Here is a 20451-nt window from a genome sequence, read left to right on the forward strand (position 1 = left end):
GGCAGCGAGAATAGCGGATTTTAACGAAATTTATCGCGGAAATATCAGCGGGGAAAGTGGCTTAATCGGTGAGTAAAATGATGGCGAGCAGGCAAAGAAAAACCGGGCACAGGGCCCGGTTTCACACGATGAATTAATGCTCAAACATCGCGGAGATGGATTCTTCGTTGCTGATACGACGAATCGCTTCGGCCAACATGCCAGACAGCGTCAAAGTACGCACGTTTGGCAGTGATTTCATCTCTTCCGACAGCGGAATGGTATCGCAGACAATCACCTGGTCGATCACCGATTTACGCAGGTTTTCTACTGCATTACCGGAGAAGATGGGGTGAGTGGCATAAGCGAATACGCGTTTCGCGCCGCGCTCTTTCAGCGCTTCAGCCGCTTTGCACAGCGTACCGCCGGTGTCGATCATATCGTCGACCAGTACACAGTCACGGCCGGCAACGTCGCCGATGATGTGCATCACCTGAGAAACGTTCGCACGCGGGCGGCGTTTGTCGATGATAGCCATATCGGTGTCGTTGAGCAGTTTGGCGATAGCGCGAGCGCGCACTACGCCACCAATGTCTGGGGAAACGACAATCGGATTTTCCAGACCAATCTGCAGCATATCTTCCAGAAGAATTGGGCTACCAAATACGTTATCCACCGGAACATCAAAGAAGCCCTGGATCTGTTCAGCATGCAGGTCAACGGTGAGAACACGGTCAACGCCTACGCTTGAAAGGAAATCGGCAACCACTTTGGCGGTGATTGGCACACGAGCAGAACGCACACGGCGATCCTGACGCGCATAGCCAAAGTAAGGAATTACAGCAGTAATACGACCAGCAGAAGCCCGACGCAATGCGTCGACCATCACAACCAGCTCCATCAGATTATCATTGGTGGGGGCACAGGTGGACTGGATGATGAAAATATCACCACCGCGTACATTTTCGTTGATCTGTACACTTACTTCACCATCACTGAAACGGCCAACAGCGGCGTCTCCGAGGCTAGTGTAAAGGCGGTTGGCAATACGTTGTGCTAGTTCCGGGGTGGCGTTACCAGCAAATAGCTTCATATCAGGCACGAGAAGAACCTCAGGCTTGGCGTCCAGAGAATGAACGGCTCTAGAGTAACCGGCGAATACCAAAGAGCATGTTCATACGGGTGTGTTAATGCGCAACGTGCAGTATCTGGAACGTGTGACACTGTCACGGAAACGCTTATAGCCCAGAAAGTGTGCGCTGCAACGGCGAGATATTAAGCCCGCGCGCCACAAATCCGCAAATCCATTTCGGGGCAAGCTCCAGCACCTGACGTGCGGCGGACTCGGTGTCAAATTCAGCAAACACACAAGCTCCGGTCCCAGTCAGGCGCGACGGCGCGTATTCTAGCAGCCAGGAAAGCAGCTCATCAACCTTACGAAAACGTTTTCTTGCCACAGCCTCACAATCATTGTGAAAAGGACGCTGCAACAGTTCATCTAATGTGCGGATTGGTGAATCACGCGTCAGATCGGGATCGCGAAACAGATCGGGCGTGGCGATGCTAACGCCGGGATGCGCCACCAGATACCATTTTTCCTCAGGTGTCGCGGGTTGTAACTGTTCGCCAACGCCCTCGGCAAAGGCGGCGTGTCCGCGCACAAACACTGGCACATCCGCGCCCAGTTTGATGCCAATCGTTGCTAAGTCATCCACGCTCAACTGGGTGTGCCACAAATGGTTGAGCGCTACCAGCACCGTGGCGGCATCAGAAGAGCCACCGCCTAATCCGCCGCCCATTGGCAGCACCTTCTCCAGCGCAATGGTTGCGCCGGCATGCACTGGCAAGGTGCCGCGGGCGGCAGCGAACTGTTTCAGCGCCTGGGCGGCACGCACAATCAGGTTCTCTTCATCCGGCACGCCATCCAGCGGCGTGAGCAGCGTAATCTTGTCGCTGCTATCGGCTGCAATCTGTAACGTGTCGCCGTAATCAAGAAACTGAAACAGCGTTTGCAGGTTGTGATAGCCGTCTGGACGACGGCCGGTGATGTATAAAAACAGATTCAGTTTTGCTGGCGCAGGCCACGTGGTGATCATTGGGTGGTCCAGCTATCCATGCGCAGTTTGATACGTTGACCGCCTTCAGTCAGCTCCAGATTCGCCGGCAGTGGCGGGTTAACCTTGCTGTCGTAATCCGAGATATTCACCTTCCACTGCTGGCCATTGCGGCTGTAGTTCAGGCTTTGCAGCTGATAGTGGCTGTTGAGCTGATAATCGCTGGCATCGCCGGGCAAGCCCATCATCCACTGACGCAGATTGGCGAGCGGGATATCCATGCCGGTAAGCTGTGAAATCATCTTCTCAGCATCGTTGCTCACGTAACGCTTGCCTTTATTATCGACGATCTGCACCACCGAGCCCTGCGCATCAAGCTGCAGTTCGGTGCTGCCGAGCGGATTGGTCAGCAGTAGGCGATAGCGATCGGCGGCGGTTTGCTGCCAGTTAAAGCGCGCATACACCTTTTGTTTATCAGAAAGATAAGCGAACGCACCGCGCGTCTGATACTGGCTGATTTTGGTTACAGCCTGCTGGTGCTGCTGCCATTGGGGTGACGTGGTGCTTGGGCCCGGACCTTGTGGTTTGTTAATGGTACATGCAGCCAGTAACACGCTGGCAAGGGGTAAAAGGCGCAGTAACTTGCGCGGGGGCAAATGCATCACGTGGTCATCTCCTCAGACACGTTTTTACTTCGTAACCGGTAACGCTAACCATCCGCAGGTAAGCCGTCAATGCTGTTATGGCAATAATTGCGCACGATCAGTTTAATCTTATTACAGTCATAGGCTTTGTATGGCTTTTCTTGACCTGTGGCATCTTGTAGAATGCGCAGCACAAAACCCTGACAACTATTGGGATATCCCAACCCGAATCACATGACGCTGCTTGCACTCGGAATCAACCACAAAACTGCACCTGTTGCGCTACGCGAACGCGTTGCGTTTACACCAGACACGCTGGAACTGGCGCTGAATAGCCTGCTGTCCCAGCCGATGGTGCAGAGCGGTGTGGTCCTTTCGACCTGCAACCGTACTGAACTCTACCTCAGTGTAGAGCAGCAAGCCGACCTGCAGGAGAAGCTGGTGCGTTGGCTGTGTGACTACCACGATCTGCGTGAAGAGGATGTGCGTAACAGCCTCTACTGGCATCAGGATAACGCGGCGGTCAGCCATCTGATGCGCGTTGCCAGCGGGCTGGATTCGTTGGTGTTAGGTGAACCGCAGATTTTGGGTCAGGTAAAGAAAGCCTTTGTTGACTCGTCACGTGATCATGCGTTGAGCAGTGAACTGGAGCGCATGTTCCAGAAAACCTTCTCCGTGGCCAAACGCGTGCGTACCGAAACCGAAATCGGCGCCAGCGCGGTGTCCGTGGCCTTCGCCGCCTGTTCACTGGCACGCCAAATCTTTGAATCGCTCAGCACCGTTAACGTGCTGCTGGTCGGCGCCGGTGAAACCATCGAGCTGGTGGCGCGTCACTTGCGCGAACATCACGTGAAAAAGTTGATGATTGCCAACCGCACCCGCGAACGTGCGCAGCTGCTGGCCGATGAGGTTGGCGCGGAAGTGATTGGCCTGGCCGATATCGAAACGCGCCTGGCCGATGCCGACATTATTATCTCTTCTACCGCCAGCCCGCTGCCGATTATCGGTAAAGGGATGGTGGAGCGCGCGCTGAAGGCGCGTCGCAATCAGCCAATGCTGCTGGTCGATATTGCCGTACCGCGCGATGTCGAGCCTGAAGTCGGCAAGCTGGCGAATGCCTATTTGTACAGCGTCGACGACCTGCAGGCGATCATCGAGCAGAACATGGCGCAGCGCAAAGCGGCTGCCGTGCAGGCTGAAAGCATTGTGGTGCAGGAGAGTGGCGAATTCATGGCCTGGCTGCGCGCACAAAGCGCGGTAGAAACCATCCGCGAATATCGTTCACAAGCCGATGAAGTGCGTGCCGAACTGCATGAGCGCGCCTTGATGGCGTTGCGTCAGGGCGCTGACGCGGAAAAAGTATTGCAGGAACTGGCCCACAAGCTGACCAACCGTTTAATTCATGCACCAACCAAATCACTGCAGCAGGCCGCGCGCGACGGCGACAGCGAACGCCTGCAGATCTTACGTGACAGCCTCGGTTTAGAGTAATCTGGTCAGTCACGACCTATCACTGGGATACCCGCTATTACATGAAGAGCTCTATTGTTGCCAAGCTGGAAGCGCTCCAGGAACGCCACGAGGAAGTGGAAGCGTTGCTGGGCGATGCCGGCGTGATTGCCGATCAGGATCGTTTCCGCGCGTTGTCACGCGAATATGCCCAGCTTAGCGACGTCACCCGCTGTTTCCGCGAGTGGCAGCAGGTGCAGGAAGATGTTGAAACCGCCGAAATGCTGCTGGAAGATCCGGAAATGCGCGAAATGGCGCAGGAAGAATTGAAAACGTCACGCGAGAAGCGTGAAGAGTTAGAGCAGCAGCTACAAGTGCTGCTGCTGCCGAAAGATCCCGACGATGAACGTTCGTGCTTTGTCGAAGTGCGCGCCGGCACCGGCGGTGATGAAGCCGCGATTTTCGCTGGCGATCTGTTCCGCATGTATAGTCGTTACGCAGAAGCGCGTCGCTGGCAGGTGGAGATCATCAGCACCAACGAAGGCGAACACGGCGGCTATAAAGAGGTGATCGCCCGTATCAGCGGCGACGGCGCTTATGGCCGCTTTAAGTTTGAATCGGGCGGCCACCGCGTGCAGCGCGTACCGGAAACCGAATCGCAGGGGCGTATTCACACCTCAGCCTGTACCGTTGCGGTGATGCCGGAACTGCCAGAAGCTGAAATGCCGGAAATCAACGCGGGCGATTTGAAAATCGACACCTTCCGTTCTTCCGGTGCCGGTGGACAGCACGTTAACACCACCGATTCCGCGATTCGTATCACCCACTTGCCAACCGGTATTGTGGTGGAGTGTCAGGATGAGCGCTCACAGCATAAAAATAAAGCCAAAGCGTTGGCGGTGCTGGGCGCGCGTATTCATGCCGCTGAAACCGCCAAGCGTAATGCCGCTGAAGCCTCCACGCGTCGTAACCTGCTGGGCAGCGGCGATCGTTCTGATCGCAACCGCACCTATAACTTCCCGCAGGGCCGCGTCACCGATCACCGCATCAACCTTACCGTTTATCGCCTCGACGAAGTGATGGAAGGCAAGCTGGATGCGCTGATTGAGCCGATTGTGCAGGAGTATCAAGCCGATCAGCTGGCGGCACTGGCTGGTCAGGACTAATGATCATTCGTCGCTGGCTACAGCAGGCTGTGGTAACGCTCTGTGGCGGCGACAGCCCGAAGCGCGATGCGGAAATTTTGCTGGGTTTCGTCACGGGCAAGACCCGCAGCTGGCTGGTGGCGTTTGATGATGCGGAACTGGATGCGGCGCAGCAGCAACTGCTGAATACGCTGCTGGCGCGGCGTGTTAACGGTGAGCCAATTGCGCATCTGGTGGGCGAACGTGAGTTCTGGTCGCTACCGCTGCGCGTCAGCGATGCCACGCTGATCCCGCGTCCGGATACCGAAGTGCTGGTGGAGCAGGCGCTGGCGCATCTGCCAACCACCGCCCGCTCCGTGCTGGATTTAGGCACCGGAACCGGTGCGATTGCGCTAGCCTTAGCCAGCGAGCGGCCAGCGTGTCAGGTTATCGGCTGCGATCGCATTGCAGCGGCGGTGGAACTGGCGCAGGACAACGCGCAGCGCCTGCACATCAATAACGCCACCTTTATTCTCAGCCACTGGTTTGACTCACTTCCCGCCCAACGTTTTGACCTGATTGTCAGCAATCCGCCCTACATTGATGCCGCCGATGAACATCTGCAGCAGGGTGACGTACGCTTTGAGCCGCTCAGCGCGCTGGTGGCGGACGATCAGGGTTTAGCCGATTTACGATTCATTATTCACACCGCACCGGGCTGGTTGCAGTCTGGCGGCTGGCTGCTGTTGGAACATGGCTGGCAGCAAGGCGCAGCCGTGCGTGCCATCATGCTGCAGCAGGGTTACCAGGCGGTGAGTACCGTTGACGATTACGGCGGAAATCCGCGCGTCACGCTAGGACAATTTTTAATTAAGGAATAACGATGGCGAGCTGGTATCCCCTGATCAAACATTTTCATCTGCTAACCGTGGCCCTGACCATCAGCCTGTTTTTGCTGCGTTTTTACTGGCAGTGCACCGGCTCAGCCATGCTACAGCGTCGCTGGGTGCGGATTGCGCCGCACGTTAACGACACGTTTTTGCTGTTAAGCGGTGCGCTGTTAGTGATGATTACCCACTTTTCTCCGTTCACCCCGCAAGGAAGCTGGCTGACGGAGAAGCTGTTAGCGGTTATTATCTACATCGCCTTAGGTTCCGTGGCATTGAGCCGTCGCCCACGTAAAATGGGGACACGTTGGATCGCCTGCCTGATTGCAATCGTAGCTTTACTGTTTGTGATTAAGCTGGCGATGACCAAAATGCCGTTATTGGGGATTGTATGACCTCGCCAGAGCAACTCGATTACAGTGAAACACCGTTGAGTGAAGCGGTGATTGGCGCCACATGCGCCATACGCAATGATTTTTCTGCGCCTTCTGTGCAACAACAGTTGGCCGCGCTGGTTGATGAAGCCCGTGAGTTCGTTAGCAGTGAACAGGACGCCGATCTGCAGCTGGGTAAGCTGTTGGAACTGTTCTATCGCCAGTGGGGATTTGGCGGCGCCAGCGGCGTCTACAATCTCTCCGATGCGCTGTGGATTGACAAAGTATTGAAGAGCCGCCAGGGCACCGCGGTATCGTTAGGCGTGATTCTGCTGCATATCGCCGATGAGCTGGAGCTGCCGCTGATGCCGGTGATTTTCCCCACTCAGCTGATTCTGCGTGCCGACTGGCTCGACGGCGAAATGTGGCTGATCAATCCGTTCAACGGCGAGACGCTGGATACGCATACCTTGGAAGTGTGGCTAAAGGGCAACATCAGCCCAACCGCCAAGCTGTATAACGACGATCTCGATGAAGCCAAGACCATTAACGTGATGCGCAAGATGCTCGACACCTTGAAATCCGCGCTGATGGAAGAGAAGCAGATGGAACTGGCGCTGAACGTCAGCCAGGTGCTGCTGCAGATTGATCCGGACGATCCTTATGAAATCCGCGATCGCGGGCTGATATACGCGCAGTTAGAGTGTGAACACATCGCCCTGACCGACTTGACCTATTTCGTTGAGCAATGTCCTGAAGACCCGGTCAGCGAAATGATTAAAGTGCAGATTCACGCAATCGAACAGAAACAGGTGACGCTTCACTAAGCGTCACAAGATATAAGGAAAGATCATGACACAGAAAGTAGTGAATATTGGCGATATCAAGGTCGCAAACGATCTGCCATTCGTTCTCTTCGGCGGCATGAACGTGCTGGAATCGCGCGATCTCGCCATGCGCATCTGCGAACATTACGTTAAGGTCACCGATAAACTCGGTATCCCCTACGTGTTCAAAGCCTCTTTTGATAAAGCAAATCGCTCTTCCATCAAGTCTTATCGCGGTCCAGGCCTGGAAGAGGGCATGAAGATTTTCCAGGAGCTGAAGCAGGCTTTCGGCGTGAAAATCATCACCGATGTGCACGAAGCTTCACAGGCGCAGCCGGTGGCTGACGTGGTTGATGTCATCCAGCTGCCCGCTTTCCTCGCACGCCAGACCGATCTGGTGGAAGCGATGGCGAAAACCGGCGCAGTTATCAACGTGAAGAAGCCTCAGTTTGTTAGCCCTGGCCAGATGGGCAACATCTATGACAAATTCGTCGAAGGCGGCAACGATCAGGTTATTCTGTGCGACCGTGGCAGCAACTTCGGTTACGACAACCTGGTGGTCGACATGCTCGGGTTCAACGTGATGAAAAATGTCACCCACAACAGCCCGGTGATCTTCGACGTCACCCATGCGCTGCAGACCCGTGACCCGTTCGGTGCTGCGTCCGGTGGACGTCGTGCGCAGGTTGCTGAGCTGGCGCGTGCCGGTATGGCGGTTGGCATCGCGGGTCTGTTCATTGAAGCGCACCCAGAGCCAAACAGCGCCAAGTGTGATGGCCCATCCGCGCTGCCGCTGGACAAACTGGAGCCGTTCCTGGCGCAGATGAAAGCGATTGACGATCTGGTGAAGCGTTTCCCAGAGCTGGATACCAGCAACTGATTGTTATCAGATGTGAAAAAGGCGCCGCTGGCGCCTTTTTTATTGCCTGGTCGCCAGCAAGGGCGATCGGTCACTTACAGCATAATCGTCAACAAATACCCGGCAAACAGCGCCAGATGCGCGGCCCCGTTCAGCACGTTGGTGCGTCCGGTTGAGAACGAAATATGGCACAGAATCAATACGGCGCTCATGATCACCATTTGTGGCGGCTCAAGGCCGAACACCAATTGCTGGTCGGTCAGGGTGGCAATAATGGTAACCGCCGGAACGGTAAGAGAAATGGTCGCCAGCACCGAACCGAAGAACAGATTCATCGCGCGCTGCACCTGGTTCATCAACACGGCTCTAATCGCGCCTAAACCTTCCGGCGACAGAATCAGCAGCGCCACCAGGAACCCGGTAAACTGCGCCGGTGCGTTCAACTCGGTCAGCAGGCTTTCCAGCGGGTTAGCGTTCATCTTGGTGACGGTGATTACCGCAATCAGATGCACAATCAGCCACGCGGTATGCCACAGCGAACTGTGCGCTGACGGCTTGCCGTGGTGCGGATCGTCACCATCATCTTCGTGCTCATATACAAACAGACTTTGGTGAGTTTTGGTTTGTATCAGCAGGAACACGCCATACATCGCCGCAGAGATGGCCGCAATAATCAACGCCTGCGTAGTGGTGAAATTACCGCCCGGTAACGCATTGGGAAACACCAGCACCAGAATCGCCAGCGGGAAAATGGCGATCATGTACTGCTTAACGCCCGCCAGGTTGACGTACTGGGTAGCAAACTTGCGGCCTCCCAGCAGCAGGGCGAAGCCGACTAAACCGGCGGTCACTATCATGATGATGGAGTAGAGCGTATCGCGCATCAGCGCAGGCGCGGCATCGCCGGTGGCCATTAGCGCGGAGATAAGGCTAACTTCAAGAATCACGACCGAAAGGCTGAGAATCAGCGAGCCGTAAGGTTCACCTAAACGGTGCGCCAGTACGTCGGCATGACGTACAACGCTAAAAGCGCTAAAGAGGATGGCGACCAGCGCCAGCAGGTTGATGCCGATCACCGGCAGAAGCGCTGTCTGGTTGCCAAAGAAGCTCAGCACCGCCAGCGCAGCAACGGGGAAAATCAGTGAGTACTCTGTGTGACGGGTTTTCTCATGTGCAGGCATTTACCATCCTCTCCGGAAAAAAGAACCAAGCAGGCAATCATTGCCTGATAAATATAATGAGTTTTCTGACGCAACGCAGTGTAACTTTTCATCAGCTGTGCTGCTGTGACTTTACGCGATTTTACTAAAAGCGGTTATCAAACATAACACGACAAAAGAGTGAGTTATTGCAGGATTACGTCACATATTCATTGTGTTGCGATAGTGACAAACTCACTTATTAACGATATTCATCCCGTTAATTCTCCTTCATGCTCTGTTTTATAGTGGTTTAACCCTCTTTTATCGTTGTTGCCAGTAAAAGTGTGGGTTTGCGTTTTAGCGCAGATGTTCCAGGCTTAACGCTTAGGGTTGAAACAGGAGGAACTATGCCTTATTCAGCAAACCGTGAGCTGCCGGACAGCGTGCGTCATGTCTTGCCGAGCCACGCGCGAAGAGGTTGCCCATAAAGTCGCCTGGTCAGCGGTAAAGCAAGAGTACGCTAAAGGTGAAGACGACAAGTGGCACCCTAAACATTAATTTCCCCTGCGGGCTAATGCGGCCCGCCGCGCCATTTCCCCTCATCATTCAAGTTCCCCGCCAGGCAGCCGATGCTATTTACACAGAATTTCCCTTTTGTGATCGGGGTCAATCTTGAAATTTTTGTTAAAAATGAATTAATGTCTTCTCTTAAGTCGATGCAACGCGCGTCGCCTGTAGACATCAGTTTTCAGCAAACACACCGGCAAGATGTCAGTGCAGCAGAGGAGGTACAGTGTTAACGCGGGAATTTTTATTAAAAGCAGATTGTAAAACATCATTTGGCGATATTGATGAAGCACTGTTCTGGAGTTGCGAAAAGCGTGCGGCATCGCTCTCTGCCACGCTTGCCTGTCGCCCTGACCAAAGTCCGGTGTGGATTTTTGGCTACGGTTCGCTGATGTGGAATCCGATTTTTGAAGCGGCCGAAGTCGCACCGGGCCGGTTAGAAGGCTGGCATCGCGCCTTTTGTCTGCGTCTGATTGCCGGACGCGGCACCGTTACCGCACCCGGCCGCATGCTGGCGTTGAAAGAGGGCGGTTCAACCAGCGGACTGGCGTTCCGTTTGCCGGAATCGCGTCTGCACGATGAACTGGAGCTGCTGTGGAAGCGTGAGATGATCACCGGCTGCTATCTGCCCACCTGGTGCGAACTGCAGCTGGAGGATGGTCGCAACGTTACCGCGCTGGTGTTCATCATGGACCCGCGTCATCCGCTGTATGAAACCGACTCCTGCCGCCGCACCATCGCACCGCTTATCGCGCAAGCCAGTGGCCCGCTGGGCACCAACGCACAGTATCTGTATGCGCTGGAGCAGGAGCTGGGTAATCGCGGGATGCAGGAAGAGGCGCTGACGCGCCTGGCGGCAGAAGTCAGAGCGCTGCAGAGTTCCGCAGCGCGCTAAGACTTATTACTGTGCGGGGTTGATCAGCCAGGTTCCAGGCTGATCGATGGTCAGTGATTGGCTATAAACCTGGTTGCCGTTACGCACTTCGATGCGATAGTTACCGGCAGCCAGATTCAGCGAGGCAAATCCGCTGCTCGAGGGTTTCACATCTTTGGCTTCCCCATTTAGCATCACATTCTCGCCCGCCTGCAAGCGCAGATAAACCGTTGCCACCGTGGGCGAACTGCTCACCGCACTACTAACTTGCGCAGCAGGCGCTGCCGGAGCGGTGGTAGCCGCGACGGGCGGCGCTTCGCTGTGACGATTCGCTTTCCATACCACCACCACCACCGCCAGAATGGCAATCGCGGCGGCTGCCACTAATCCAGGCGATAAGCGGCGCACGTTGCGCGGGGTTAAGGGCTCAACGGCTGCTGCAGCGTGATTGACCGCCAAAACCTGCGGTTCCGTTGTGACCATGACCGGCTCTGCTGGCGCAGGAGGCTCAGCCACCGTCGGTAAAGTTGTCGAGAGCGCTTCGACATCGCTGACCGGCAGGTCGATCAAACTGGCAAAGGCATCAATGCTTTGCGGACGATCCTCGGGCTTCATCGCTAACGCGCAGTCAATGGCGTGCAGCAACGGCAGCGAATAGCCTTCCGGCTGGCGCTCTACCAGCGGTTGATAGTTATCTTCGATACAGCGCACCACGCTGACCGGCGGCGCATGACCGGTGATCAGATTGTGCAGCACCGCACCGAGGGCGTAAATATCGGTCCACGGACCTTGCTCGATTTCGCCTTCTTCACTGTATTGTTCGATCGGGGCAAAGCCGGGCTTCAGCATGATCTCAGTTTCGTCGGAAAGGTTGCCAATCTCTTTGCGCGCCGAACCGAAGTCGAGCAGCACCGGCAGCTGATTTTCCTGAATCTGGATGTTATCCAGCGAGATATCACGGTGCAGATAACCGGCGGTATGGATGGTATCAATCGCCCCAAACAGCGGCGGGAGCAGACGACGGATCCAGCTTTCATCGATGCTGTCCGGGCTGGTGATCTGCCACTCTTTCAACGTCATACCGCTGTAATAGAGCGTGCCCATATAAGCGGTACCGTTCTCTTCCCAGAAGCGCAATACGTGCAGCAAGCCGGGATGATTGAAGCGCGCCAGCAGGCGCGCCTCCTGAATAAAGCTGTTGCGTCCTGCGGTAAATAACTTATGGAAACGCTCACCGCGCAGTTCCAGCGACATATCCGCCGCACGTACCGCCAGCGACACCGGCATGTACTCTTTGATGGCGATAGTGCGCTCCAGCTGATGATCCCAGGCACGGTAAACAATGCCAAAGCCGCCGCCGCCAATCACTTCCTTGATTTCAAATTCATTAAACCGGTAGCCCGCAGGAAGGGCGTTAGGTGTATGGTTTTCGTTTGCCGACATAGTGAACTCTCTGAACACGTCCTGAAGCGCCCCGTCATACGATTGACGGCAGGCAACGACCGCTAATTAATTAATGTTACGCCAGGCACCAATCGCCGGATCGGCGAGATCCGCATGCAGGGTGTCAATCAGTAACACAGTCACTTTTTGCTGTGGCATAAACTGCGGCGACCAAACGCCGCGTAATGTTTCAACCCGCTTCTTCAGAACATCGTTATCCTGGTCAGCGGTTTTGTCCATCTTCACTAATAGCGTGCCGCTAAAGCGCCACACATGTTGTTGGGCATCAAAGGGCAGCACCAGCCAGCTATCATCGGCATCCGGACGCGTAACAATCATGCGCTGGTTATTGACCGAAACCACTTCCAGCGGCGGACCGCTCATTTTCAGGTCAACAATGGGATAGCCCTGATAGAAGTTGAGCGCCACTTTGTGCGCTTTGCCTGCGCTCATCAGCGTCATGTCGCTGGGGCCTTCCAGCCAGCCTTCCGTAGAGCAGTGCTGTTGTGGATTATCCGGAATAAACAGCGATTCGCCTTTATCGTCCCACCAGGTACGGAAGTGGCAGCCGCCGGGCAGCGCAAAATGCTGCAGCGGTGTGCTATCCGCCGGGCGCGACAAATCGAGTGGCGCCGCATTAGTACTGGTGGCGCTGACGGTGGCATCGTTTAACACGATCGGCCGCCAGTTCTGCAGTTTGGCCGCGCTGCCGTTTGCCAGCACGCTGCCCTCTTTGTTGGTCATCTGCCACGGCAGCTCATCCAGCAAACCGCACTGATTTGCCAGCAGCGTACCGACGCGCGGCAGGAAGCTGGTTAAAATGCTGGAGTCGGTACTTTTGCCGGAAACGATGCGCAGCGGCAGCGTCTCTTTACACCAGTCATTGGGCGCCTTACTGGCCACGTCATCGATATAGACTTCCAATGACAGGCTCGGGGAATACACCACGCGATAATCTTCTGCCTGCGCATTTAAGGCCAGCAACAGGGTTGCGAAGCCCGTCAACCACACTTTCATAAGAATCCTTGGATCAATAACGTGACGGCAGAAAACGTGCCGCATCAGCCTGGGAGTAAAGCAGCGTCGCTTCCTGCGGTTCGCCAATCCAGACTGCAAGAGCGCTGAGATTGTCGCTTTTCACACTGCGGTTAACGGCTTGTTCCATCAAAGTCAGCCACTCTTCGCAGGCATTTACCATGCGCAGTGCCAGTTCCATTTCGTGGGTGGTGAGATTGAGCCAGAATCCGTCGCTGCAGACGAGAAACGCGTCGCCATCGGTGAGTGAAATAACCTCACTAAACGTGGCCGGGCGTGCAGGCTCCACACCGAGCGCATTATAGAGTAAATTACTGTTAATGCCGGTATTTTCATAGCCCGCCTCACGTAACTGCTGGGCCAGACTGTGGTCACGCGTCACCTGATTCAGCACTCCATGACGGAAGTGATAAACCCGGCTATCCCCGGCGTGCGCCCACCATGCGCGCTGTTTTTCGCGGTCGATAAACAGCGCGGCGAGGGTGGTGCTCATGCGTGAAAAATTCGGATTTTTTCCCTGTGCCTCAATCAGCACCTGCTGGCAGTGTTCGATGGCGGCGCGCGTGCTTTCCGGGGTAAAGGTCTCGCTGTGCTGTAACTGCGACAGTAAGGTATCGCGCACCAGCTGAGCGGCGATATCACCGCCAGGCAGACCGGCAACGCCATCACACACCAGGAAACAGGCTTTGTGATCGTCCAGTTCGGCGCCGGTACGGTCCTGATTTTCGTCGCGCATACCTTGCTGGCAGCGGCTGGCAAACATCATCTTCATGCGTCTTCGGTCCGCGTCTGAGAATCTTTGTATTGATTCACTTCCATATCATAGGCATGCAGGAAGGCTTCGCCGAACAGCGTGTGGAAGTCATCTTCAATTTCACCGGCGGTGCGCTGATAGTGGCGCGAGAAATAATCCCACATTGCCGCTTTGCGACCGCTGCTGAACCCGAGCTTTGGCAACACGCCATCTTTACGCGCCTCCTCTTCAAGGCGCTGCGGGCTAAACGATTGCAACATCGCGGCGATAATGGCGCGGATACCGGCAATCATGCCAAGCTGATGCGCCTGTAAATCCACCAGCGCATCACGCACCGCCGGTTCCGGCGGCATAAAGCCGGGCATCTGGCTTTGATACATCTGCATCAGCACGGTTTTACCCGATGGCAGAATTTTAAACGGGTTATTGGCTTCATTGAGGATCATCGTCATGTCGGCTTTCACGCCGCGCTTCAGAATCGAGCGCGAGGAGAGCAGGGCGACGGTGCCTTGCGAGAACAGACTTAGCATGCGGCCGGTCACGCGCATCTGCTCTTCGGTGATGGTGGTTTGCTGGCCGTTGTTCAGCCCCATGCCTTCCAGCAGCGCGGCGATCAGCTTGTCCTGGCTGGCACCAGGCAACACGTTCGGTAACGTCGGCGCATCGCTTTGCGGGTCGATAGCCAGACGCGGATCGTTGCGGCGCTCAGCGCGGGCGACAGGTTCGGGGATGGCCTCCGGCTGCTGTAACATGCCAAGCGGATCGTCAGTGTTATCGGCAAAAAAAGCCAGCGGATCGCCCCGACTCGCGTTGAGGTTATTGGGATCGCGCACCTCAAGCCCGTACTCACCGATTTGTAGCGTATCACCATCTTGCAACGCCACTTGCGAACCGCGTTGCAGCGCGACGCCATTCAGCACCACCGAGGTGACGCTGCCTTGATTGGTTAAACGGCACTCGCCTTCTGGCGAAAGGTGTACCAGCGCCTGCAGACGCGATATCGCACGCGATTCGTCGGGCAGTACCAGATCGTTATCCTGACTGCGGCCGATGGTGCCGCCGGGCGGTTTGAAATCAACCGTTTTTGCCGGCACATCCGTATTGCACTGCACAATGGTAAATTGCATGAGTCTTCCCGTTAACAAGGCAAACGCTGCGGCCTATTCAAACATCGGTGGATAGAGGCCGTTGCGGCCCGGCTGTGCACCAGACGCCGGGTTAAACAATAACGTAAACAGTTGCGCAGTAAGCGGGCCACTGTGCTTATGCGTGGCATGGCTAAAACCGTCACTGCGATTACTCCACCAGTAGCTGATGTGCTGCTGCGGATCGAACCTGTCGGCCACTTCACGCCAGCTTAGCGTGCAGGGCAAATCCTCAAAACCAATCACGTCCATGATGTCGCTGCGCTGGGTATCCGGCACCATCAGCGGCGACAAATACTGCATTTGCTGCTCCAGTGCATCGGGGTTGAGCCGATCGCGTACCGCGTGCAGCAGCAGCGCGCCAAGCTCCTGAAACCAGTCGCCGGACATCGCCAGCTGTGCACTGTGCCAGTGGCTCAGTGGAAAACTACGCAGCGCCAGCAGCGGCCAGGCACGGCCCACGCGATCGCTCGAGGGCAGCAGACAGCCCATCTGCACCTGCTGGCGCAGCGGCGAAAGCGGTAAAACAAAATTCCACACCGGCGCCTGCAAAAACTGCGCGGTGCTGGCACCCGGCTGCTGATGCCAGTGCATCAATCCTTGTTGAAACCAGTGGCTCCACGGCGTCACGGTATGTTCGCTCAGACGCTGGCGCAAAAAATCGCCGGTAGCCGGTAACTTGCCGTACCAGCCCGGCGCAGTGTGTGTCGGCATCGTTACCTCACCATTACTCACTGTGTCTGGTCAATCGCTGCGCAGCGGCATGCGGCGCAATCGCCAGCGTATTGCTACTTTCACCGGCATTTTTCAGATTCTCCGCAAGCTTGCGCATCATTAATGCGTTATCGCGTGCATACGGCGAAGATTGAATCTGCTGATCCAGCAGCTGGCTAAGATGCCAGTCGAGCTGCTGCAAATCACGCGCGCTGACATCACTGGGCAGCGTACGCTGCAGGTTTTGCATCAGCCAGCCACGCAGAAACTCGCCGTCATAATTGCGCGGCTGATACAGCATCTGATAGGCACGCAGCGCATTGCGACTGTATTCGTTATCGTTGCCCGGATCGTCACGCAGCAAATTAGTGATCTGCTGGGCCACGCGTGGCAACAGGAGAGACTTAAGCGCATTTTGATAAAGCGCCCACGCCGCATCGCTTACCTGGGTACCACGATACAAACCCACGCGCATGGTAAGCGGTGGATTGTCGAGGGAAAAACGCTCAGACAACGGCAGTTTTACCAGGTTATTTAAGAAGGGTAGCAGATCAAAAATATTATCGGCGGGCTGATGAATCACCTGCTGACTTTGCACGGTGATCGGCGCAATGCGCTCAGCTACCTGATCCAGATAACGCTGATTCTGCACGTAGCTGGTGAGCCACAAACAGGAGAGTAGCAGCAGGGCGCCGGTGAGCACGCCATAGCCAATCCAGTGGAACAGGCGGTTACGGTATTCCCAGTGGCGATTGCTGCCTGCTAAACCACTTTCGCGAAACACCAGGTCACTCAGCAAATCACGGATAAAGAAACTCTGGCCTTTATTACCGGGAATCGGGCTGCTGCGATTGACGCTATCCCAGGCTGCCAGGCTGCTTTCGCCGGTATGCGGCAGCTGCAATTTGCGGTTCAGCTCACCCATGATGCGGTCAAACGGCAAACCTTCCTGGGTGCCGCTGGTAAAGAATAAACCGCGCGCCGACCAGGCAATCGGCTCCTGATGGCTGGAGAACACCACGTCGAGATACTCATTCAGCAGCGGACGCAGCGAGCTGAACTCCTGCGGGAACAGGAAGCTGTCGGCGCGCTGCGTCAGATCGCGTTCGCTGGCCATCACGTTGGCCAACTGCTGCTGCAAACGCTGCTCTAAGTGCTGATATTGCTGGCTAAAGCTGCGGTGCCAATCATCTTTATGCGGTTTGCCCGGTTCCCACGGAAAGGTAAAGCCCCAGATGGCATCGCGCTGCGGCTTGCTCTGGCTGCCGTAAAAGCTCATAAAACCTTTCAGCAGATCGGTTTTGGTCACCATCACGTATACCGGGAAATGAATGCCGGTGTGCTGATGCAGTTCCGCCATGCGCTCACGCAGCGCGCTGGCCTGCGCATGGCGCGCCTCCGCCGAATCGGTGAGCAGATCGGAGACGCTGATAGTCATGATCACACCGTTGATTGGCTGGCGAGTGCGATAGCGTTTCAGCAGGTTGATAAAGCTTTGCCATTCAGCGCCGTCGCGCGCGCGCTGACTCTCCTGCAAGGCGTAACGGCCAGCGGTGTCGATCAGCACCGCGCTGTCGGTAAACCACCAGTCGCAATGTCGCGTACCGCCGACGCCGCGGATGGCCGCTTTGCCGAGGCTGTCAGTCAGCGGGAACTCTAATCCGGCGTTGAGCAGCGCCGTGGTTTTACCGGCACCCGGTGCGCCAATCATCACGTACCACGGCAACTGATAAAGGTAGTGACTCTGAAAGCGTGCCAGCCAGCTCTTCTGATGACGACGACCAAATTGCGTGCGCTTGAGGCGCAGTGCTGCTTCGCTGAAGCGCTGCGCCAGCAGCGTTTCGGTGGCCTGACGATCGGATAACTCTTCCTGGCTCATCTGCTGCAAGCGATTAAGCAGCTTGCTGTTGAACCAGCCGCGCCACAGCGCCGGAATAAACTGGAACAGCAGCCACAGCAAGAACAGCAGACCCACCACCAGCTGACGCGGCAATACCGGCTCGAGCGGCCGCGTATCGCCCCAGCTCCACAGCGGGCCGAGCATCCACAGCACGCAGCTGAGCGCGGTGACGCCAATCAGGCTCCACAGTAAGCGATGGGTTAAGAGATGTTGCAGTGATGCGCGCATCATTGGCCTCCCTGATGATTGCCGAGGGTTTCCGGTGTCGCAAACAGGGTGATTTCCACCCGGCGATTGCGCGCGCGGTTTTCATTGCTGTCATTCGGCAGCAGCGGATTACTGTCGCCGCGACCTTCCGCTTTCACGCTGTGGCCTTCAGCTAACTGCGGATTAAGCAGCTGCGTCACCGCGCGTGCGCGGGCAAAAGAGAATTCGTAGCTTGAGGCGAAACGGCCGTCGACCGGGCTATTATCGGTGTAGACCGAAACCAGCACCGTGCCTTTCACCGTCTTCATCGCGCTGGCAACGTGGGCCAAAAGCGCGCGACCCACCTGATTCACCACGGTGCCATCACTGGAAAACAGTTTATCGGCGGGAATGATCACTTTGCTGCCGAATGCGCCGTCGCTCACTTCCAGCTGGCCGGCGGCAATTACATCATTAAGGCGTTGATGGAGATCGAGCAGCGCCTGCGGCGAAGTAGGGCGACGACCGGGCGTGATTTGGGGCAAGGGAGTTTGATAGATAGTACGTAACAGCGGTTCAGCCGCGTTGCCCAGTCGCCAGTTCAGTCCGCTATAAATCAGGCTAGCCACCAGGGTCGCTAAGGTCACGCAGGCCCATAGCGGCACCATCGGACGCGTTAAGGTGCTCACCAGCGGATGCACTTCCACCAGCGGTACCGCGGCATTCGCGCTCGACGGGCGGTTTTCAGCAATCAGTTGCGCCAGACGTTTCCGGATGGCTTCGCACTGCACGCGGCCATTCTCACTGCCGCGATAGCGCCCTTCATAGCCGAGCAGCAGGCAATAGTGGATCAGTTCCAGCAGCCAAAGATGCTGCTGTGGGCTTTGTGACACGCGCGAAAGCAGCTGGAAAAATTTCTCGCCGCCCCAGCTTTCATTATGAAAAGTCACTAACATGCCGTTACCAGACCACACGCCGCGCGTGCCCCACGGCGTTTGCGCCGCGGCTTCATCCAGCACGCTGCACAGGCAGTAGCGCGCGCCGATGATCATCTCAAACGGCAGCCCCGCTTGTTTACAGCGCTGCTCAAACTGACGGATCTCTTCGATCAGTAACTGACGCAAACCGGCAGGATCGTCATGCGTGGCGGCCTGCCGTATGCGGACGACGGCATTCAGAATCGGTGCTGCGGCATTAAGCAAAAGGTTATCATTGCCCGCGACAATGCCATCGCGAGCAAGGGAATCCTGAGTCATTAAATCTTGGTTATCCAGGCAAGGGCGAAAATCACAGCCATATCAACAAGCACTGTGCGCCGGATTGCATTATCAGTCTAAGATCCAGGTCGCGGTATCGTTAGTGCGACAAGCTTTACTGGCGCCCCCAACGGCCACACAGACCTGTTTGCTGTTACGGCGAGGACGTGGACGATCGCTACGGATGGTCGCGTCATAACGGCTGCTCTCCACGCCGGCTTTTGGCGGAATATAGCCGATCAGCTGACCATTCGGCTCATCAGCCACCGCAAGCCAGCTGTGTTCAACACGACCCAGAACTTCAAACGGTTTGGCGTTATCGAGATAGCGCACCACCTTGCCACCAAAATCAGGCGTGGTCATCACGGAAGCCGCATACAGTGCGCGATAGCTCTCATTAACCGGCGTGAACTCAGCAGGTGCTGCCACCGCATGACGATGGACCAGTTGCACGCCATTCACTTCGCTGGTTACCAGTGTGTCATCAGTAACGGGCGGCGGTGGCGCTTTACAAGCAGCCAGACTTAACACCGCGAGTAAGACAAGCACGAGACTCTTATTCACCATGATCCTCAAATTTCATCAGATTAGCTGCAGAGTAATCTGCGGCACGGGCCGGTTAGGCAGGCAGATTAGGCAGCAAGAAAGCCATCAAAAAAACAGACAGATTACAGAAAGATAGTGCTGAACTAAGTCTACCTAAGACTTTTGAGAATTCAAACCATTGCACCACGAGAAATCCCGTGCTAGCGGGCGAAAAAGCAGCGCAGGCCGATGATATAAAACACATAGTCACGGTGATAGATAAGCTCAGTTAATTTATTCGGTGCGGTAAGCGATACACGTTGGCGTAACGGCTTTTAGTGGCTGCTAGTGCCAATCATAAATGGTAAATAAGATTAATCTATTTATGTGAAATAAAAAAGATTGCCCAGGGAAACAATTTTCTCAATTTCGGAATTTCCGCGCCCGATTCTGCCGTTTTTTATCCTGGTACGGCACGGGTTTTGCTTAATCTCTCATTTCAACGCCAACCTTAGCTTTGCACAATTTATGTGCATCCTACGCCTTCAGACAGTGCAAATTGGCGGCTTACTGCCCGTTTTAGCCGTGATCCGGCGGAAAGTTAAGGCAAAATCATTGGCACACCGTTTGCAATATCCCACTGACATTGCGCATTTGCTTCACGTTGCTGCTGAGGCGAGTGCTTTGGATAAAGGCGTCCTACCCATGTTGAA

19 protein-coding genes and 1 pseudogene are annotated in these 20451 nt (G+C 55.7%); 8 read left to right on the top strand and 12 right to left on the bottom strand.

Annotated features, from left to right (window positions below; genetic code table 11):
* Positions 1-133: 133 nt before the first annotated feature.
* The 3 genes from prs to lolB all read right to left on the bottom strand — a co-directional run bounded on the left by prs (position 134) and on the right by lolB (position 2695).
* Complete coding sequence (gene prs, locus WFL93_RS11940; protein WP_006118899.1) at positions 134-1081, bottom strand: ribose-phosphate diphosphokinase; 948 nt, start codon at positions 1079-1081, stop codon at positions 134-136.
* Between the two features lie 136 nt (positions 1082-1217).
* Positions 1218-2075, bottom strand: coding sequence for a 4-(cytidine 5'-diphospho)-2-C-methyl-D-erythritol kinase (gene ispE / locus WFL93_RS11945; protein WP_336778214.1), 858 nt, complete (start codon positions 2073-2075; stop codon positions 1218-1220).
* A complete protein-coding gene (gene lolB / locus WFL93_RS11950; protein WP_007892895.1) occupies positions 2072-2695 on the bottom strand; it encodes a lipoprotein insertase outer membrane protein LolB in 624 nt (207 codons plus the stop codon). The genes ispE and lolB overlap by 4 nt, the downstream gene beginning before the upstream one ends.
* A 216-nt stretch (positions 2696-2911) precedes the next feature.
* Here lolB and hemA point away from each other — a divergent pair, with 216 nt between their 5' ends.
* The 6 genes from hemA to kdsA are packed head-to-tail and all read left to right on the top strand — an operon-like array spanning position 2912 to position 8218.
* Positions 2912-4168 carry a glutamyl-tRNA reductase gene (gene hemA, locus WFL93_RS11955; RefSeq protein WP_007892893.1) on the top strand — a complete coding sequence of 419 codons (1257 nt, stop codon included), beginning with the start codon at positions 2912-2914 and terminating at the stop codon, positions 4166-4168.
* Between the two features lie 41 nt (positions 4169-4209).
* Positions 4210-5292 carry a peptide chain release factor 1 gene (gene prfA / locus WFL93_RS11960; RefSeq protein ID WP_336778215.1) on the top strand — a complete coding sequence of 361 codons (1083 nt, stop codon included), beginning with the start codon at positions 4210-4212 and terminating at the stop codon, positions 5290-5292.
* Positions 5292-6131: a peptide chain release factor N(5)-glutamine methyltransferase gene (gene prmC, locus WFL93_RS11965; protein ID WP_336778216.1), complete on the top strand. Its 840-nt coding sequence runs from the start codon at positions 5292-5294 to the stop codon at positions 6129-6131. Before prfA ends, prmC begins: the two co-directional genes overlap by 1 nt.
* 2 nt (positions 6132-6133) lie before the next feature.
* Positions 6134-6532, top strand: coding sequence for a SirB2 family protein (locus WFL93_RS11970; RefSeq protein WP_336778217.1), 399 nt, complete (start codon positions 6134-6136; stop codon positions 6530-6532).
* Positions 6529-7338, top strand: a complete 810-nt coding sequence (gene sirB1 / locus WFL93_RS11975) for an invasion regulator SirB1 (RefSeq protein WP_007892883.1) — start codon at positions 6529-6531, stop codon at positions 7336-7338. The genes WFL93_RS11970 and sirB1 overlap by 4 nt, the downstream gene beginning before the upstream one ends.
* A gap of 25 nt (positions 7339-7363) precedes the next feature.
* The gene (kdsA, locus tag WFL93_RS11980; protein ID WP_180821980.1) at positions 7364-8218 is read left to right on the top strand and encodes a 3-deoxy-8-phosphooctulonate synthase; all 855 of its coding nucleotides are present in this window, start codon (positions 7364-7366) and stop codon (positions 8216-8218) included.
* A 74-nt stretch (positions 8219-8292) separates the two neighbouring features.
* On the opposite strand, the gene chaA is transcribed toward kdsA, so the two are convergent.
* Positions 8293-9378: a sodium-potassium/proton antiporter ChaA gene (chaA, locus tag WFL93_RS11985; RefSeq protein WP_007892878.1), complete on the bottom strand. Its 1086-nt coding sequence runs from the start codon at positions 9376-9378 to the stop codon at positions 8293-8295.
* A gap of 368 nt (positions 9379-9746) precedes the next feature.
* On the opposite strand from chaA, the pseudogene WFL93_RS11990 reads away from it, so the two are divergent.
* Positions 9747-9897 (top strand): annotated as a pseudogene (locus WFL93_RS11990) (ChaB family protein).
* 235 nt (positions 9898-10132) lie between these two features.
* Entirely contained in the window at positions 10133-10801 is a 669-nt protein-coding gene (locus WFL93_RS11995; RefSeq protein ID WP_007892873.1) for a gamma-glutamylcyclotransferase, read from the top strand.
* Between the two features lie 6 nt (positions 10802-10807).
* On the opposite strand, the gene WFL93_RS12000 is transcribed toward WFL93_RS11995, so the two are convergent.
* The 8 genes from WFL93_RS12000 to WFL93_RS12035 form a co-directional block, all read right to left on the bottom strand.
* Positions 10808-12223, bottom strand: a complete 1416-nt coding sequence (locus tag WFL93_RS12000; protein ID WP_180821979.1) for a serine/threonine protein kinase — start codon at positions 12221-12223, stop codon at positions 10808-10810.
* Positions 12224-12289: 66 nt separating this feature from the next.
* On the bottom strand, positions 12290-13240 hold the full coding sequence (locus tag WFL93_RS12005; RefSeq protein WP_336778218.1) for a hypothetical protein: 951 nt from the start codon (positions 13238-13240) through the stop codon (positions 12290-12292).
* A 13-nt stretch (positions 13241-13253) separates the two neighbouring features.
* Positions 13254-14030 carry a PP2C family protein-serine/threonine phosphatase gene (locus WFL93_RS12010; RefSeq protein WP_336778219.1) on the bottom strand — a complete coding sequence of 259 codons (777 nt, stop codon included), beginning with the start codon at positions 14028-14030 and terminating at the stop codon, positions 13254-13256.
* Positions 14027-15139, bottom strand: a complete 1113-nt coding sequence (gene tagH / locus WFL93_RS12015; protein WP_007892865.1) for a type VI secretion system-associated FHA domain protein TagH — start codon at positions 15137-15139, stop codon at positions 14027-14029. The genes WFL93_RS12010 and tagH overlap by 4 nt, the downstream gene beginning before the upstream one ends.
* A 33-nt stretch (positions 15140-15172) precedes the next feature.
* Positions 15173-15871, bottom strand: a complete 699-nt coding sequence (tagF, locus tag WFL93_RS12020) for a type VI secretion system-associated protein TagF (RefSeq protein ID WP_336778220.1) — start codon at positions 15869-15871, stop codon at positions 15173-15175.
* A gap of 13 nt (positions 15872-15884) precedes the next feature.
* Positions 15885-17999 (bottom strand): type VI secretion system membrane subunit TssM, encoded by a 2115-nt coding sequence (gene tssM, locus WFL93_RS12025; protein WP_007892857.1) that lies wholly within the window; start codon positions 17997-17999, stop codon positions 15885-15887.
* Positions 17999-19213, bottom strand: coding sequence for a type IVB secretion system protein IcmH/DotU (gene icmH, locus WFL93_RS12030; RefSeq protein WP_007892855.1), 1215 nt, complete (start codon positions 19211-19213; stop codon positions 17999-18001). The genes tssM and icmH overlap by 1 nt, the downstream gene beginning before the upstream one ends.
* A 72-nt stretch (positions 19214-19285) precedes the next feature.
* Positions 19286-19780, bottom strand: coding sequence for an SH3 domain-containing protein (locus WFL93_RS12035; RefSeq protein WP_180821976.1), 495 nt, complete (start codon positions 19778-19780; stop codon positions 19286-19288).
* Positions 19781-20451: the final 671 nt, after the last annotated feature.

This window comes from Pantoea sp. USHLN256 (assembly GCF_037149875.1).
Taxonomy (GTDB): Bacteria; Pseudomonadota; Gammaproteobacteria; order Enterobacterales; family Enterobacteriaceae; genus Pantoea; species Pantoea nemavictus.